The sequence below is a fragment of the Butyricimonas sp. BSD2780061689_150309_C8 genome (genome assembly GCF_015560935.1).
Classification (GTDB): Bacteria; Bacteroidota; Bacteroidia; order Bacteroidales; family Marinifilaceae; genus Butyricimonas; species Butyricimonas paravirosa.
In genome coordinates this window covers 15,433-29,780 of the sequence record NZ_JADMSV010000011.1, presented here as the reverse complement: position 1 = coordinate 29,780, position 14,348 = coordinate 15,433, and the positions used below count along the sequence as shown (strand labels likewise).

Genomic DNA, 14,348 nt, shown 5'->3' with positions numbered 1-14,348 from the left:
TTTTGTATCACTCTATTCTTTCAAGAAACGAACTTGGAATATAAGAAGTAGCAATAGAGGCTACCCCATCCAAACGAATAATTACACGTTTATGATTTTTCAAACGTACCAACTCACCTTCCAATCCTTGCAAGGGACCTTTAATAACTCTTACCCGATCACCCCGTTTGATTCCTTTGTTCAAAACCTCCACGCTACCAGTTGAGAAATCCAACAAAAACATGAAATCCTGCATTTGTTTATCCGGAACGATCAGCGAATGGCGTCCCTCAATATCTTTCAAATAAACAATATTCAACGAATGATCATTTATCAAGGAAAAACTTGTTGCCTTATCCGTCCGGATAAATATTAACCCATGAATCAAAAGTACCCGGATCTTTTTACGTCCAACGGGTGTTTCTCGCACCTGTTCTTCCTGGGGCAAAAAATTCTCGATCCCCAGTTCATCCAGCTTTCTTTTGATCAATAATTCCTGATTTACACGGGTATAAGCAGCATACCAGTTTAACTTGTTACACGCAACCATTATTTTTATTCTTTCCCTATTTTCTAGCGAACGATGATTTTCTCTGTCTCTGTAATCCCCGGACACACGAACCGCCCGGACGCGCTTCGCGCACTAACCCTGTCACGGGTCCTGATTTACGGCCATGTGTTCCACGCACTTCACTTTACACAGCAACAATGCATGAAAGCTGTCTGCACGAACGATTCATTTGAATTAAAAAACGATCGTTTAATGATATTAACAAAACAGATCTGTTAAATTGATAACCTAAAAGTGTAAATATCTAATTACAAGAGTCCAAAAAAAATTGACAAATAGATGGTGATATTTAAAATTGATGTATATTTGCAGCGCATTAAACGATCGTTTTTCGATCTTTACAGCATACTAATAAACAACAAATTACCCTCTTTCCCTACCCAAAAATTCTTTACAAAAAACAAATAATATTTTCTTGAAAAAAAATTATCCATTTAACACTATATGTTCTTCATAAAGGCATACAAAAGCCACCGTAATAATCTCCTCTCTCCCATCTCACACCCTTTCATCGCCCTTTCATCGCCCATTGTCAATAGAACTACAAGTGCGAATGAACTCCCCTCAAAGACTTACATCAGATTATTACATGATTATTACTATCTTTTTACCAATAATGACATCAAAATAACCACGATGCAAAGGAACGTGTACTTTAAAGCAATAGATTGACCATTTTTCTCTACCTTTGTTCAGAATTAAAAGCAAACAAGATGCTAGACCATAAACTCACGATCTTTTATCACACGGCAAAACATTTGAACACGACAAAGGCCGCCGAGATATTACGGCTTTCCCAGCCGGCCATTTCCAAAAGTATCAAAGAACTGGAAAAGGGATTGGGGATCACTCTTTTTGATCGTGAGAAAGGGCGGTTGATGCTTACCCCTGCCGGAAAATACCTTTTGGAACAAAGCGAAGAACTGATTGAACGGGAACGCATCATCACCTTCAACCTGCAGCACATGAAAAAAGAGTTCTCCGGAACTTTACACATCGGAGCCAGTACCACGCTATCCCAGTACATATTACCTGAATACTTGGCCCGTTTCCGGGAAACTCATCCCTATATCGAAATAAACCTGATCAGTGGTAACACCTACCAGATCGAGCAGGAATTACTGGATAAAAACATCCAACTCGCCTTCATTGAAGGTGTACCCTCGCAAACGGACATTCACTACATCCCTTTTTTAAAAGATGAAATCGTCCTAGTTACCTCGGCCAAAAATGATTCCCCGGAATCGATCACGAAAGAACAACTGAAGACGTTAAAATTCGTCGTTCGGGAAGAAGGCTCCGGAACATATAATATTATCCAGCGCCAGCTATCCGCAGCCGGGATGTCTATCAACGAGCTAAACCAACAGATCGTTATCGGAAGTACCGAGGGAATCAAACAATACCTCAAACACTCCGATTGCTACGCCTTGGTCTCCGTGTTTTCCATCCAAGACGAATTGTCCTGTGGCCTGCTAAAAATCATCGACATCGACGACCTCGAAATCTCCCGTACGCTCTATGCCATTCACAAGCAGGGCACCATTGATCCCTACGCCGAGCTACTCCTGAGATTCTGCGAATCCCGAAATAGAAAATCGAAACGATGATAAGCGATTTAATCTAAATATGCACGTTACACGTGTACCGGGTAATATCAACAATTGGAAGTTTACTCCCTGCATCATTTACGGCTTTCATAAATACAAGACATTCCTGTTCTGTCATTTTCCCTCTACAATAGGCATAATACAGGAAATCCAGCGTTGTCAGATAAGTAATATCATTTTCAGAACAATACTTTCGTATATCCTTCAAATTACTACTTCCCAACACATCTCGATTATCCCTACAATAAACCATACAAGCACTTTCGCCCTTTCCCAAGGTTCGTTGTAGCAAAAAATATTCTTTTATTGATTCTCCTTTAGGAACGAAAAGTTCTTTCTTCAATCTTGAGAAAAAATGAAGATACTTATCTATGAAATCTTTCGTTTTGGAATTTTTGGAAATTTCATCATAAACTACATCTAATATCAAATATTCATATTCAGGAAATATAGCCGGTAGTAGCGAAAAACAATCAGCTTCCATAAAATGAATAATCACATCAGCATCGAGTACTATCTTCGTTTTCCTGAGTTTCATCAATATTTATTTTATGAAGTAATTCGATATAATGGCCTTCCGAAATTTTTCCTTGCTCAAATAATCCATGCGCCTTTTCTCCAAAATCACCAATAATCAACCCTTCATTTGCCGACTCGTATAAAGCAGTATCATACCCGAAACACCGTGCCGAGCTTTTCACTCCCAAAGCAGCAATCTTAGCACGTGTGGCTTCGGTTATAAGCTTGATATTTAACAACCGATATAACAAAGCCGAACGGGAAACAGAAAAATAATGTTCAAGTTTTAAAACTGTCGCTATGGATATATTTTTAGTTGCTAATTCAGTCTCTGATATTAACTGGCATATACCAGTTTCAGGCATTAACAAGGAAGAAGCAAACATATCAGCACATTGCTCCACCGGATCCTTACTACCATTTCCCGGATTGCACTTGTGTGGTGTGGGATTTTCTTCTATATAAAGATGATACAATTCATGAGCAATCGTAAAATGCTGCCTTCCACGGGATTGATTGGAGTTAACGAGCATAAAACGATGGTCTGATTTATCCTTTAAACACATTCCCGAAAAATTTTCAGACAACGGCCTAAAAATAGTAAGAATATTCAACTTCAAAAGTAAACTTTTTAAAGCAATGGGTTCAGACGAACTAAGCCCATTATCCGAGCGAAACTCAGAAACTTGTTTCTCGATAACAAACTTATTCGGTCTCATGTTGTGCTATACGTTCCATTTTAAGATAAGACATCACAATATCCTTAAAAACTGCTATCTCTTTCAAATCATTCTCTTCTAAATCTGAAATCCTGAAAGCAGTAGCCATAATTTCATTATCCGCATGAATACTATCTTCAAACAACACAAATGCTTCACAACCGAATAGATTTGAAATATTTTCCAAAACAGGATAAGGAATTTCTCGTGTTCCCCCTTCATAATTACTATAGGTAGAACGTTCTACTCCTATAGATTTGGCAACCTCTTCTTGTGTAAAACCGGATAACTCTCTAATTTTCTTTAGATTTTCTCCAACAACTTGATTCATCGTTTTCATGAGTGTTCCCTTTTCATTTCTGTGGCAAAACTACCACTAATTTATCATGCATACAAATTTTGCCACGCTTTTCTACAATTTACTTTCCTATCTCAAATTTGCAAGGACGAATAATATATTACTTTTAGTTATACCATCTGAATATTTCTTATTTCCAAGATTCATATATTTGAGAGAATTTTGCACCGAACAAATAACTAAAGATTATGAGCAAAATTCAACTGAACAAAAATCAAAAGGAAGTACTTTTCATCGTAGCTTTATTTCTTGTACCATTTCTTGATCCGGGCTTTGCCCTTTTACTAGGTCTAATTTTATCGCTGACTATCGGTCACCCGTTCTTGGCAATTAATAGCCGGATCACCCATATACTTCTCCAGATTTCCGTTGTAGGACTAGGTTTCGGTATGAACGTGGAACAAGCCATCGAGGCCGGGAAAACAGGAATCCTGTTCACTATATTTTCCATTGTCGTTACCATCGGTTTGGGATTGTTCTTTACCAGCAAACTAAGAGTCAACCGGGACACCGGATTCCTCGTTTCCGGGGGAACCGCCATCTGTGGGGGAAGTGCCATTGCCGCCTTGGCTCCTGTCATTAAAGCCAAAGACAAGGACATCACCGTGGCCATGGGAACCATTTTCATGCTTAACGCCGTGGCACTATTTATCTTCCCACTGATCGGGCGTTGGTTGGAGATGGACGATCATCAATTCGGATACTGGTGTGCTATTGCCATCCATGACACGAGTTCCGTGGTCGGTGCGGCCAAAACATACAGCAACGAGGCTTTGGCTATCGCCACCACGACCAAACTGATCCGGGCACTTTGGATCATTCCGGTTTCATTGATCGCCGCTTTCTTCTATAATAAAGGAACAAACACCAAATCAAAAATATCCATTCCTTACTTTATATTCTTCTACATTGTCGCCATGATCATCGCTACCTACACACCGCAATGGGGACATCTCTACACTCAAATCGTGGGATTCGCTAAAGTCGGAATGTTATTCACACTATTCCTTATCGGTGCCGGCCTCTCTAAAGATACCATCAAACAAGTAGGTTTCAAACCGATCCTGTTAGGCATCATCCTTTGGATTTGCATCAGCACACTATCAGCTAGCGTGATCATGCTACTATGATGGGGTTATAAAGTTCATAAGGTTTATAAGGTTCATAAAGTCAAAGCGTCCAGTAAGGACGCTTTGTCTATTGCAGCTAGAACAACCATTAAACACGGTTCGAAGGACTCCCGTCACTTTACAAACCTTATAAACTTTACGAACCTTATGAACCAAAATAATTTTTTTTCAAATCTTTTAAAAATAAGTAATACAGATAGTATATATATTTGGGAACGTATTGAAAATCATATCAAAATTATCTAACGAAAATTTTTATGACAATGCGTGCAAATTATTTTAATCTATTACTGGTACTGCTGATGGGGGTTCTTCCCATACAATTGCAGGCCTCGGAATCCGACAAAAATGTGATTCTGTACACTCCCTACACGAAAATCGCTGTTCCACCGGGAGAATCTGTAAACTACAGTATTGACGTTATCAACAACTACGATGTAGTTAAAAACGTGAACTTATCCGTGAAAGGACTGCCACGAGGCTGGAATTACGAACTAAAGGCCGGCACATGGACCATCAGTGAACTTGCGGTCCTACCCCACGAGAAAAAGAACGTTTCACTAAAAGTGGACATCCCGCTAAAAGTCAACAAAGGGACTTACCGTTTCACGGTTGTTGCAGAGGGACTTGGAGAACTCCCCATCGCGATCACGGTCTCCAAACAGGGTACCTACCAAACCGATTTCACCACGAATCAACCCAACATGCAGGGGAACTCCAAATCCTCGTTTACCTTCAATGCCACGCTGAAAAACCAAACAGCAGAACAACAGCTCTATGCGCTGATGGCACAAGCTCCCAGAGGCTGGAACGTGGTCTTCAAGGCAAACTACAAGCAAGCCACATCGGCCCAAGTTGAACCGAATGCCACCCAGAGCATCACGATTGACATTAACCCTCCGGCCAACGTTGAAGCTGGAAGTTACAAAATTCCGGTACGAGCAACGACAAGCACCACCTCTGCCGAGCTGGAGCTGGAAGTTGTGATCACGGGAACCTACCAGATGGAACTGACAACACCCCGTGGCCTGCTCAGCAGCGAGATCACCGCGGGAGATAACAAGAATATAGATTTAATTGTCCAGAATACCGGATCGGCAGAACTAAAGGACATCCAGCTATCTGCCAACAAACCGGTTGACTGGGAAGTAACCTTCGAACCGGCAAAAATCAATCGCTTGAAAGCAGGTGAAACCGCTAACGTCACGGCCACGGTAAAAGCATCCAAAAAAGCTCTTCCGGGAGATTACGTGACTAAAATATCTGCCAAAACCCCGGAAGTAAACTCCTCGGCAGATTTCAGAATTGCGGTGAGAACACCCATGATCTGGGGTTGGATGGGCGTACTGGTCATCCTTGTCGCCTTGGGATGCGTGTACTACCTGTTCCGCAAATATGGAAGGAGGTAGATCATGAGCGAGCCTATCATCGAACTTCATGAACTGACGAAAAAGTACGGGAAATTCACCGCTGTTGATCACGTAAATCTATCCGTCCGGAAAGGGGAAATATTCGGGATTCTCGGCCCGAACGGGGCCGGCAAATCCACGACAATCCTAATGATGCTCGGATTGACGGATCCGACTTCCGGAACGGTACAGGTCTGCGGGATCAATTCAACCCGGAACCCGATACAGGTACGGGAAAAGGTGGGTTACCTGCCGGAAGACGTCGGATTCTATGATGACATGACAGGTATCGAAAACCTGTTGTACACGGCCCGCCTGAACCGGATCCCGGAAGCGGATGCAAGAACCAAGGCCAAGGAATTGCTCGAACGGGTAGGGCTACCGGTTGACACACAGAAGAAAGCCGGGAAATACTCCCGGGGTATGCGCCAACGTCTCGGACTGGCGGATGTGCTGATCAAGCAACCGGAAGTGATCATCCTTGACGAACCGACATCCGGTATTGACCCGGCAGGGGTTCAGGAATTCATGGATTTGATCCGGCAGTTAAGAGAAGAAAACGGGCTGACCGTGCTATTCTCTTCCCATCATCTGGATCAAGTTCAGCAAATCTGTGACCGGGTAGGCCTGTTCGGGGGAGGTAAACTCTTGGCAGAGGTCAACGTCAACGAGTTACAAAACGAGGAACACGGGCTCGAAAATATGTATAACCGTTATTTCGGAGGAGGAAAAAGCCATGAATAAAATACAAAGTCCGTTCTGGGTTATTGTCCGTAAAGAAGTCGCCGACCATGTCAGAAGCTGGAAATTCATTATCCTGATAGCCATTATCGCGCTGACTTGCATGGGTTCCCTCTACACGGCATTAACCAATATCGGAGCAGCCATCAAACCCAATGATCCCGACGGTTCATTTTTGTTTTTGAAACTATTCACCGTATCCGACGGCACCCTGCCCTCGTTCGTGATCTTCATTAACTTTCTCGGACCGTTATTAGGCATCGCGCTCGGGTTTGATGCTATCAATTCCGAACAAAGTAAAGGAACGCTTAGTCGCATCCTGTCCCAACCCATTCATCGGGATTACCTGATCAACGCCAAATTCGTGGGAGCCTTGATCGTTATCGGGAGCATGTTACTAGCCCTAGCACTTCTGGTTATGGGATTCGGGCTAATAGCGATAGGAATACCGCCGACAGCGGAAGAGTTTTTACGCATTATAGCCTTTGTGGTGGTTAGTATTATTTACGTGGCCTTCTGGCTGAACTTATCCATTTTCTTTTCGATAAAGTTCAAGCAAGCCGCCACCTCGGCTCTGGCATGCGTGGCCGTATGGTTATTCTTCAGCGTCTTTTACAACATGATTATCAACTTGGTCGGTAAAGCCATCAGTCCCTCGGCCATGGCTAGCGCCTACCAAGTCATCAGTTATCAGAAATTCATGCTCAACCTGTTACGCTTTGCCCCGAGCATGCTCTTCAACGAGGCAACCACGACACTACTGATGCCCTCGGTTCGTAGCTTGGGCCCCTTGACCATGGAACAGGTTCATGGGGCAATCCCCAGCCCGCTACCACTGGGACAAAGTTTAATGGTTGTCTGGCCGCAACTCACGGGACTGATTGCTGCCACCGTCATCTGTTTCGCACTCTCGTATGGTTCTTTCATGAGAAAGGAGATCAGATCCCGATAAAAAAGAGGTGTGTCAAAAGATTTTTGACACACCTCCCTCTTTCCAAAAAAACAAATCTAAAGGGTCTTTTCAAATTCCTTGGGTCCGGAAACGGTATTCCCGTCTTTACCAAAAAGAGAATTGTACCTACCTGCAGGAAGGTCATCCAACGTGTAATAATTACACTTTTCCCCGACAACAATCTCTTTTGTCAACGCAGCTGCCAACATTCCACCAATCAAATCGGCCAAAGCATTACCACTATTCATATTTTGCTTTAAAGTAACATCTCCAACACGATCGAACAAAACAGCATCTGTTTTCGTTGATTTCAGAATGTATTCAATTTTCACGTGTACTTGATTCAAAAGCGTCGTTTTCCCCCACTCATGTATAACTGTAAACAAAACGGCATCGACACCGAAAACCTCTCCCATCTTTTTTATAGAACGATCAAAAAACATCTCGCTATCGTAAGCACTTTCCTCTTTCAGTATCTCCATAGCCAATAAAGGAGGCATGACATAATAACCTTTTTCGGCCAAAGGTACGACAACAGAACTATAAAACAACTCTTTAGCCTCGACCTTGGTACTTTTATTGATTGGAGGTAAGGCAAGAATACTCAATGGTTTCTCGTCATACAACGATTTATAAGTCTCGGACTTCAACGGACCGGTAGCACCACATCCCGACATGATAACAGCCACGACACCCAGTATAAATAATATTCTCATTCTTCAAATCTTTTCAAAATTCTACTAATAAAAGTTTCTGATTCCGGGTAGAACTCAATCTCTTTCTGCAATAGTTGCTTGCCCTTATCCACCTCCCCGTTCTTTATCAAAAGGAAACCATAATCCGCACATATACCCGGAGCAGGAACTCCCCGGGTCCCTTTTGATTTCAGTATCTTCTCGTAAACTTTCAAAATTTGCCGCATTCTGGTTTCATCAGCCTTTTCGGTATAAGCATATATCGCTTCATCATACCCTCTCCATGAATACAAGGAAGTCGTGGATGCACACGAAATACAAGTGAGGCACCCGATCACAATACAGATATATTTTATCATGGCAGTACTATTTTCTTCGTTTCCTGTAACCCGATAAAAATCTCTTCCCTACGTAACTCTTTTCCATCAAAAAGAACCTTAATACTGTGCTTGCCCGGAGTGATCACGATCGGACGAGCCTTTCTTTGAAATTTCATTTTGAACACCTTATCCACTGTAAAATGATCTTTATCATCAACAACAATCGTGACCCCTGAAGGATAAGCTTGATCTTGCCTCAGAACAATAATAAAAGATTGGTTATCCTTTCCCGAAGACATCGTACTATACATATGCTTACCACATCCGGAGAAACACAATACAGCTATAATTGCAAAAAATAATTGTTTCATCACGCTAGTCCTTTTTTAATTCTGTTACATAATACTTATCCAGCGCATTCGCGTCTATCGTTCCCTCCACCAGAGAAGCCATCGCAACTTCATCCTGAGGAGTATCACCTAACGTCTGCTCAATCCTGATCTTACCCACAACTTTCCCCGGTAATTCAATCATCAATCCGGTCTGGGGATTCTTTACCTGCTTACCTTTTTGCATCACGGCAAACTCATCTCCCGTTTCAATCCCCTGACTCGCTCCCCCGGAGACAAAATACACGCCATCCTCAACAGACAGGATGTAAGCTTTCCAAGGTTTATCCATGCACTTGTTAATAACATTCTCGACTAATTTCGTAATTGCCGCGGAAATGGCCTTTCTGACAACGTGGCATCATAATCTGCCGATTTACCCAATCCCATAACTTTCTTGTTCTCCGTTTCTGCCTCACCCTTCGCTTCCTCGCTGTAAATAACCATTCCGGTAGAAACATCCACTAAGCGCAAATTTACTCCCGCCTCCACGATCTGTTTCTTGCTATTGGAAAAAACCTTTTGTGTTCCGATGGTTTTACGTCCGAATTCCGTTATCGAACCAATAATGATATAGTCCGCACCAATCTGTTGAGACATACCCCCATTTTTTTCTAATTCAGCCACGATCTTGTCGTAATCCTGACGTTCAATTAAAAGAAATTTCCCGGAACTCGCCAACTTGGCAGATAAAATATCAGAAGCCTGTTTACCCATCGGGTCATTGTCTTTATCATAAAAGACACTCTTGGCATATTGCGTCTCATTTGAAAAACGCCCGATAGCCACTTTACGTTTAAGACTCTTTTCCACCTGCCCGAATGAAGCCAAGCAAAAAATGGAAAAAACGATTACTAAAAATAAACTTTTTCCTTTCATACACCCATATAAAATTAACGCCTGTAAACAATTTATTCCTCAAATACAATACAATAATACGTATTTATGAATCGAATTCAAAATATATGGACAATAAACTGAAGTCATATTTGTGTTTTTATAAAAACCACATTATCTTCGCACGACGATAAAAAACGAGTATGATTAAAACTTTTATACTGGCAGTTCAAACTGCACCTACAAACAACGCTGGAATGAATCTATGGGATATGGTCGTAATGGGCGGCTGGTTGATGATCCCCATATTTATATTGTCTGTTATCATTATCTACATTGCTTGCGAAAGATTCTGGCTTATCCGCAAAACAGGGCTAACGGATGTCCCTTTTATGGAAAAAATACAAGAAACTTTGAAAACCGGAAACACACGTGTCGCACTCGAAGAATGTGAAAAAGAAGGCTCTCCACTGGCACACACTATCGCCAAGGGGATCAAAATAAGCAACGAAGACCCGCAAGAAATTCGCCAGGCCATGGAAGACACGGCCAATTACGAGGTCGCCAACTTGGAACGAGGTCTTCCGACCTTAGCCACTTGTGCCGGAACCGCTCCCATGATCGGATTCTTGGGAACCGTGGTCGGGATGGTACAATCTTTTTACGATATGTCCATGGCCGGAAACAGCATCGACATAGGTCTTCTCTCCCGGGGTATCTACACCGCCATGATCACCACCGTGGCCGGGTTAATCGTCGGAATCATCGGCCAACTGGCCTACAACTTTCTGGTTGCCCGTGTTGACAAAATCGTTTTCCGCATGGAACACTACTCCTCTGAACTTATCGAATACCTCCGTCCCAAAAAATAATCTTCAATTTTCAATTATTTCGTCATGGCAATAAAACGTAAAAGCAAGATCAACCCGAATTTCAACATGTCGTCCATGACCGACATATTCTTTCTATTGTTGCTATTCTTCATGATATCCTCGACGTTGATCAATCCCAACGCATTGAAATTATTATTACCCAAAAGCACGAATCAAACTTCGGACAAACCTATCACGGTCGTGTCTATCGACAAAAACTACACGTTCTACCTGAACGAAAAAGTAATCCCTTTCTCCATGCTAGAGCGCCGACTCGTGGAAGAACTACGGGAATTGGAAGATCCGTGTATCTCTCTTCAAGCAGATAAATCTGTTCCCTTGGAACAAATCGTGAAAGTGATGAATATCGCCAAAGATCACAACTACCGCCTTATCCTAAGCACGGAACCCGAATAGCCTCTAAAAATTCATACTACCGGATTAACACAGAACAGGTTCACGAAAAAAAATAATCGTGTAGCTGAAACCTATCGTCCTAGTCGGCGTATACAACCTCACAAGTGAGCAAAACTTGACATTCATCGCTTGTAATGATTATCTCGTTGTAGATAAATATATTAGCAACAATTGTTAAACTAAAACTAACACAGTATGAAACGTTTATTATTTTTATCATTCATCGGGCTGTTTGCACAGTTTCTGGTATCATGCTATCCCGGAGGCGCTGACAACGTGGAGGAGATGGACGTTGCCATAACGAATTATGACAAAAATGCGGACTTCACCAAGTACACCACATTCTCGCTCCCTGACACTATTGTTTATTTCGTGGCAAAAGGAGAAACTCCGAACCACGAATTCGATGCCCAAATCTTACAACTGGTAAAAGACAATTTTACCCAACTCGGATACTCGTACATCGAACCGACTAGCGAGGAGGATCAACAACCGAGTTTCATTGTCACCGTATCAGCTTTCTCTAACGTGAACTACTATTATGGCTCTGACTACTGGTATAACTACTGGGGTTGGTATCCGGGCTGGAACTGGATCTGGGGTCCGACATGGGGTCCGGGTTGGGGTCCTTCATACCCGTGGTACCCGGTAACGGTATACTCTTACAGAAGTGGTTCCATCGTGATTGACATGATCGCAACCAACCAAGAAGCCAGCTCAACCAAGAAAGTTCCTGTACTCTGGAGCGGTATCGCCGACGGTTTGCTACAAGGATCAAAACAATCTATTATTGACAGAATGGAAACAACGATTGACCAGTGTTTCATCCAGTCACCATACTTGAAAAAATAGTAGGATAGATCATTAATTGTCAATTTTAAATTTAAACGATTATGAGAAAGTTATTAATTATATCGCTCATACTATTCGGGCTTAGCCCATTAGTAAAAGGACAAATGCTGAACTTAAACTACCAGATGTCTGTTCCACTTGGAAAAATGAATGACTACGCCGGCAAAATGAGTTTCCGGGGTATGGATCTTGAATACCATCATTTCCTAAACGAGAAATTCTCTATCGGGGGTATGATCGGTTGGAACACGTTCTACAAGGACAAAGGTAAATTAACGGGAGACTTCCTGTTCAAAGGCAGTAAAGATATACACACGATCACCGGTTATCAATACCGTTACATCAACACGGTACCCATCATGGTGATGGGACGTTACTGGCTGACAGATCAAAACACCATGTTCAGACCTTACCTAGGACTCGGACTAGGTACCAGTTGGACAGAACTAAAAACCGATCTGGGACAATTCACTGCCACGAACGCAAGATGGCAATTCGCTTTCGCACCCGAAATAGGTACCATTATCCCCGTCAATGACCAATTTGCATTCAACATCGGGGCTAAATACACCTACGGAACCAAATCCGGGAAAGTGGAAGCCATGCAAAACTTCACGATCAGTGTCGGTATCGTCTTTATGGGAAATTAAACAGGTTAAACAACTAGGTAATCAATAGGGGAATGGAGCCGTGGCAATGTCACGGCTCCATTTACTTTAATCTCCATTTTCCTGACAACAAAAAGTGTTTCGTTTTGAACCAAACCCGTGCGGGTATGGCTATGGACAAAATAAGTTCTATTAGCTTATTTTACACCAGTTATTTGGAATACACACAAAACGAAAAAGGATATGAGAATTAAAGAAAATTATTATTTGGTATTAATCGGATTCGTGCTAATGATTTCTTCCTGCAAGAACGAGACATCGCAACCGATAAACAAGGAGTACGCAACCCTTGTCGTAAAAGACAGTAGTAAAACCCTATCAACATCCTACTCCGCAACGATCCGGGGAAAACAAGATGTCAGTATTTATGCAGAAATATCGGGCAAAATCACCGATATTAAAGTCACGGAAGGACAAAGGGTCAAGAAAGGACAGATTCTATTCGTTATAGACCAGGTACCCTATAATGCAGCCCTGGGAGTGGCAGAAGCCAATTACGCGGCAGCAAAAGTCGGGGTCGCCTCCGCCCGTTTAGACTATGACAACACGAAGGAGTTATACGACAACCAAGTTGTATCCGATTATGAACTCCAAACGGCCTTAAACCAGTTACACACGGCAGAGGCAACTCTGGCACAAATGGAGGCATCTCGAGTCAACGCGGCAAACAACCTTTCCTACACGGAAATCAAAAGTCCATCAGACGGGGTGATCGGTACGATTCCCTATCGCCAGGGAACACTCGTTAGTTCAACGATGTCCGAACCGTTAACAACCGTGTCCGACAACTCAGAAATGTACGTATATTTTTCCATCAACGAAAACAACCTGCTTAACATGGCACGGGAGTACGGAACTCTGGAAAAAGCACTGGAACAAATGCCCGATATTCAACTCAAATTGAGCGACGGAACCCTATACAACCAAACCGGACGGGTGGCCAGTATCAGTGGTGTCATCAACGAGAACACGGGAACGGCATCCCTACGGGCAGTCTTCCCCAACCCGGACCGACTTCTTCATAGCGGGGCAAACGGGAGCGTGGTTATCCCCGAAACTTACACCGATATTATTCTAATTCCACAAGAAGCGACCTTCGAGTTACAAGACAAGGTTTTCGTTTACAAGATTATTGACGGCAAAACCAAGTCAACACAAATTACCGTTTCTTCCACCAATGACGGTAAAGAATACATCGTACTCGACGGGTTAAAAGTCGGGGATGAAATTATTGCATCCGGTGCCGGACTGCTCAAAGATGGAGTCCAAGTGAAAAGTGTAAACACCACGTCTCCTGAAAAATAAAAGAA

The 14,348-nt window shown here is 42.5% G+C and carries 19 protein-coding genes; 10 read left to right on the top strand and 9 right to left on the bottom strand.

All coding sequences use genetic code 11. From position 1 onward, the window contains the following. Positions 1 to 7: 7 nt before the first annotated feature. On the bottom strand, positions 8 to 529 hold the full coding sequence (locus I2I33_RS10180; RefSeq protein WP_027201723.1) for a UpxY family transcription antiterminator: 522 nt from the start codon (positions 527 to 529) through the stop codon (positions 8 to 10). A 734-nt stretch (positions 530 to 1,263) separates the two neighbouring features. Between I2I33_RS10180 and I2I33_RS10175 the strand changes: the two genes are divergently transcribed. Beyond that, positions 1,264 to 2,160, top strand: coding sequence for a LysR substrate-binding domain-containing protein (locus I2I33_RS10175; protein WP_087422540.1), 897 nt, complete (start codon positions 1,264 to 1,266; stop codon positions 2,158 to 2,160). A gap of 13 nt (positions 2,161 to 2,173) precedes the next feature. Here the strand turns inward: I2I33_RS10175 and I2I33_RS10170 are convergent, their stop codons facing one another. Genes I2I33_RS10170 through I2I33_RS10160 form a run of 3 tightly spaced genes read right to left on the bottom strand, consistent with a single transcriptional unit; the run spans position 2,174 to position 3,738 of the window. Further along, complete coding sequence (locus tag I2I33_RS10170; RefSeq protein ID WP_087422539.1) at positions 2,174 to 2,698, bottom strand: hypothetical protein; 525 nt, start codon at positions 2,696 to 2,698, stop codon at positions 2,174 to 2,176. Further along, positions 2,661 to 3,398: an ImmA/IrrE family metallo-endopeptidase gene (locus I2I33_RS10165; protein WP_087422538.1), complete on the bottom strand. Its 738-nt coding sequence runs from the start codon at positions 3,396 to 3,398 to the stop codon at positions 2,661 to 2,663. Before I2I33_RS10165 ends, I2I33_RS10170 begins: the two co-directional genes overlap by 38 nt. After that, positions 3,385 to 3,738: a helix-turn-helix domain-containing protein gene (locus tag I2I33_RS10160; RefSeq protein WP_087422537.1), complete on the bottom strand. Its 354-nt coding sequence runs from the start codon at positions 3,736 to 3,738 to the stop codon at positions 3,385 to 3,387. The genes I2I33_RS10165 and I2I33_RS10160 overlap by 14 nt, the downstream gene beginning before the upstream one ends. 206 nt (positions 3,739 to 3,944) lie before the next feature. On the opposite strand from I2I33_RS10160, the gene I2I33_RS10155 reads away from it, so the two are divergent. The 4 genes from I2I33_RS10155 (at position 3,945) to I2I33_RS10140 (ending at position 7,988) form a co-directional block, all read left to right on the top strand. Beyond that, entirely contained in the window at positions 3,945 to 4,886 is a 942-nt protein-coding gene (locus tag I2I33_RS10155; protein WP_087422536.1) for a YeiH family protein, read from the top strand. Positions 4,887 to 5,149: 263 nt separating this feature from the next. Further along, the gene (locus I2I33_RS10150) at positions 5,150 to 6,295 is read left to right on the top strand and encodes an NEW3 domain-containing protein (protein WP_087422535.1); all 1,146 of its coding nucleotides are present in this window, start codon (positions 5,150 to 5,152) and stop codon (positions 6,293 to 6,295) included. 3 nt (positions 6,296 to 6,298) lie between these two features. Then, positions 6,299 to 7,039, top strand: a complete 741-nt coding sequence (locus I2I33_RS10145) for an ABC transporter ATP-binding protein (RefSeq protein ID WP_087422534.1) — start codon at positions 6,299 to 6,301, stop codon at positions 7,037 to 7,039. Further along, positions 7,032 to 7,988 (top strand): ABC transporter permease, encoded by a 957-nt coding sequence (locus I2I33_RS10140; protein WP_087422533.1) that lies wholly within the window; start codon positions 7,032 to 7,034, stop codon positions 7,986 to 7,988. Before I2I33_RS10145 ends, I2I33_RS10140 begins: the two co-directional genes overlap by 8 nt. 56 nt (positions 7,989 to 8,044) lie before the next feature. Here the strand turns inward: I2I33_RS10140 and I2I33_RS10135 are convergent, their stop codons facing one another. Genes I2I33_RS10135 through I2I33_RS20290 form a run of 5 tightly spaced genes read right to left on the bottom strand, consistent with a single transcriptional unit; the run spans position 8,045 to position 10,271 of the window. Next, positions 8,045 to 8,704, bottom strand: a complete 660-nt coding sequence (locus tag I2I33_RS10135) for a GNA1162 family protein (protein ID WP_087422532.1) — start codon at positions 8,702 to 8,704, stop codon at positions 8,045 to 8,047. Beyond that, positions 8,701 to 9,042 (bottom strand): DUF4810 domain-containing protein, encoded by a 342-nt coding sequence (locus I2I33_RS10130; protein ID WP_087422531.1) that lies wholly within the window; start codon positions 9,040 to 9,042, stop codon positions 8,701 to 8,703. The genes I2I33_RS10135 and I2I33_RS10130 overlap by 4 nt, the downstream gene beginning before the upstream one ends. Further along, positions 9,039 to 9,374, bottom strand: a complete 336-nt coding sequence (locus I2I33_RS10125) for a hypothetical protein (RefSeq protein WP_087422530.1) — start codon at positions 9,372 to 9,374, stop codon at positions 9,039 to 9,041. Before I2I33_RS10125 ends, I2I33_RS10130 begins: the two co-directional genes overlap by 4 nt. Before the next feature lie 4 nt (positions 9,375 to 9,378). Then, positions 9,379 to 9,684, bottom strand: coding sequence for a hypothetical protein (locus I2I33_RS20295; RefSeq protein WP_229128266.1), 306 nt, complete (start codon positions 9,682 to 9,684; stop codon positions 9,379 to 9,381). A gap of 23 nt (positions 9,685 to 9,707) precedes the next feature. Then, on the bottom strand, positions 9,708 to 10,271 hold the full coding sequence (locus I2I33_RS20290; protein ID WP_229128265.1) for a CsgG/HfaB family protein: 564 nt from the start codon (positions 10,269 to 10,271) through the stop codon (positions 9,708 to 9,710). A 161-nt stretch (positions 10,272 to 10,432) separates the two neighbouring features. Here I2I33_RS20290 and I2I33_RS10115 point away from each other — a divergent pair, with 161 nt between their 5' ends. From I2I33_RS10115 to I2I33_RS10095, 5 genes are all read left to right on the top strand, one after another. Beyond that, positions 10,433 to 11,101 (top strand): MotA/TolQ/ExbB proton channel family protein, encoded by a 669-nt coding sequence (locus I2I33_RS10115; protein WP_087422529.1) that lies wholly within the window; start codon positions 10,433 to 10,435, stop codon positions 11,099 to 11,101. Between the two features lie 24 nt (positions 11,102 to 11,125). Next, entirely contained in the window at positions 11,126 to 11,518 is a 393-nt protein-coding gene (locus I2I33_RS10110) for an ExbD/TolR family protein (protein ID WP_087422528.1), read from the top strand. Between the two features lie 195 nt (positions 11,519 to 11,713). Further along, positions 11,714 to 12,370 carry a DUF4136 domain-containing protein gene (locus I2I33_RS10105; protein ID WP_027201729.1) on the top strand — a complete coding sequence of 219 codons (657 nt, stop codon included), beginning with the start codon at positions 11,714 to 11,716 and terminating at the stop codon, positions 12,368 to 12,370. A gap of 41 nt (positions 12,371 to 12,411) precedes the next feature. Further along, complete coding sequence (locus I2I33_RS10100) at positions 12,412 to 13,020, top strand: outer membrane beta-barrel protein (protein ID WP_087422527.1); 609 nt, start codon at positions 12,412 to 12,414, stop codon at positions 13,018 to 13,020. A gap of 201 nt (positions 13,021 to 13,221) precedes the next feature. Further along, positions 13,222 to 14,343 (top strand): efflux RND transporter periplasmic adaptor subunit, encoded by a 1,122-nt coding sequence (locus I2I33_RS10095; RefSeq protein ID WP_087422525.1) that lies wholly within the window; start codon positions 13,222 to 13,224, stop codon positions 14,341 to 14,343. The last annotated feature ends 5 nt before the right edge of the window (positions 14,344 to 14,348 follow it).

Bases quoted from the DNA above. Each gene is read 5' to 3' on its own strand.
- I2I33_RS10175 (WP_087422540.1), top strand. From the start codon at position 1,264: ATGCTAGACCATAAACTCACGATCTTTTATCACACGGCAAAACATTTG.
- I2I33_RS10180 (WP_027201723.1), bottom strand. From the start codon at position 529: ATGGTTGCGTGTAACAAGTTAAACTGGTATGCTGCTTATACCCGTGTA.
- I2I33_RS20290 (WP_229128265.1), bottom strand. From the start codon at position 10,271: ATGAAAGGAAAAAGTTTATTTTTAGTAATCGTTTTTTCCATTTTTTGC.
- I2I33_RS10150 (WP_087422535.1), top strand. From the start codon at position 5,150: ATGCGTGCAAATTATTTTAATCTATTACTGGTACTGCTGATGGGGGTT.
- I2I33_RS10115 (WP_087422529.1), top strand. From the start codon at position 10,433: ATGATTAAAACTTTTATACTGGCAGTTCAAACTGCACCTACAAACAAC.
- I2I33_RS10095 (WP_087422525.1), top strand. From the start codon at position 13,222: ATGAGAATTAAAGAAAATTATTATTTGGTATTAATCGGATTCGTGCTA.
- I2I33_RS10170 (WP_087422539.1), bottom strand. From the start codon at position 2,698: ATGAAACTCAGGAAAACGAAGATAGTACTCGATGCTGATGTGATTATT.
- I2I33_RS10160 (WP_087422537.1), bottom strand. From the start codon at position 3,738: ATGAAAACGATGAATCAAGTTGTTGGAGAAAATCTAAAGAAAATTAGA.
- I2I33_RS20295 (WP_229128266.1), bottom strand. From the start codon at position 9,684: ATGGATAAACCTTGGAAAGCTTACATCCTGTCTGTTGAGGATGGCGTG.
- I2I33_RS10145 (WP_087422534.1), top strand. From the start codon at position 6,299: ATGAGCGAGCCTATCATCGAACTTCATGAACTGACGAAAAAGTACGGG.
- I2I33_RS10105 (WP_027201729.1), top strand. From the start codon at position 11,714: ATGAAACGTTTATTATTTTTATCATTCATCGGGCTGTTTGCACAGTTT.
- I2I33_RS10140 (WP_087422533.1), top strand. From the start codon at position 7,032: ATGAATAAAATACAAAGTCCGTTCTGGGTTATTGTCCGTAAAGAAGTC.
- I2I33_RS10110 (WP_087422528.1), top strand. From the start codon at position 11,126: ATGGCAATAAAACGTAAAAGCAAGATCAACCCGAATTTCAACATGTCG.
- I2I33_RS10125 (WP_087422530.1), bottom strand. From the start codon at position 9,374: ATGAAACAATTATTTTTTGCAATTATAGCTGTATTGTGTTTCTCCGGA.
- I2I33_RS10165 (WP_087422538.1), bottom strand. From the start codon at position 3,398: ATGAGACCGAATAAGTTTGTTATCGAGAAACAAGTTTCTGAGTTTCGC.
- I2I33_RS10135 (WP_087422532.1), bottom strand. From the start codon at position 8,704: ATGAGAATATTATTTATACTGGGTGTCGTGGCTGTTATCATGTCGGGA.
- I2I33_RS10155 (WP_087422536.1), top strand. From the start codon at position 3,945: ATGAGCAAAATTCAACTGAACAAAAATCAAAAGGAAGTACTTTTCATC.
- I2I33_RS10100 (WP_087422527.1), top strand. From the start codon at position 12,412: ATGAGAAAGTTATTAATTATATCGCTCATACTATTCGGGCTTAGCCCA.
- I2I33_RS10130 (WP_087422531.1), bottom strand. From the start codon at position 9,042: ATGATAAAATATATCTGTATTGTGATCGGGTGCCTCACTTGTATTTCG.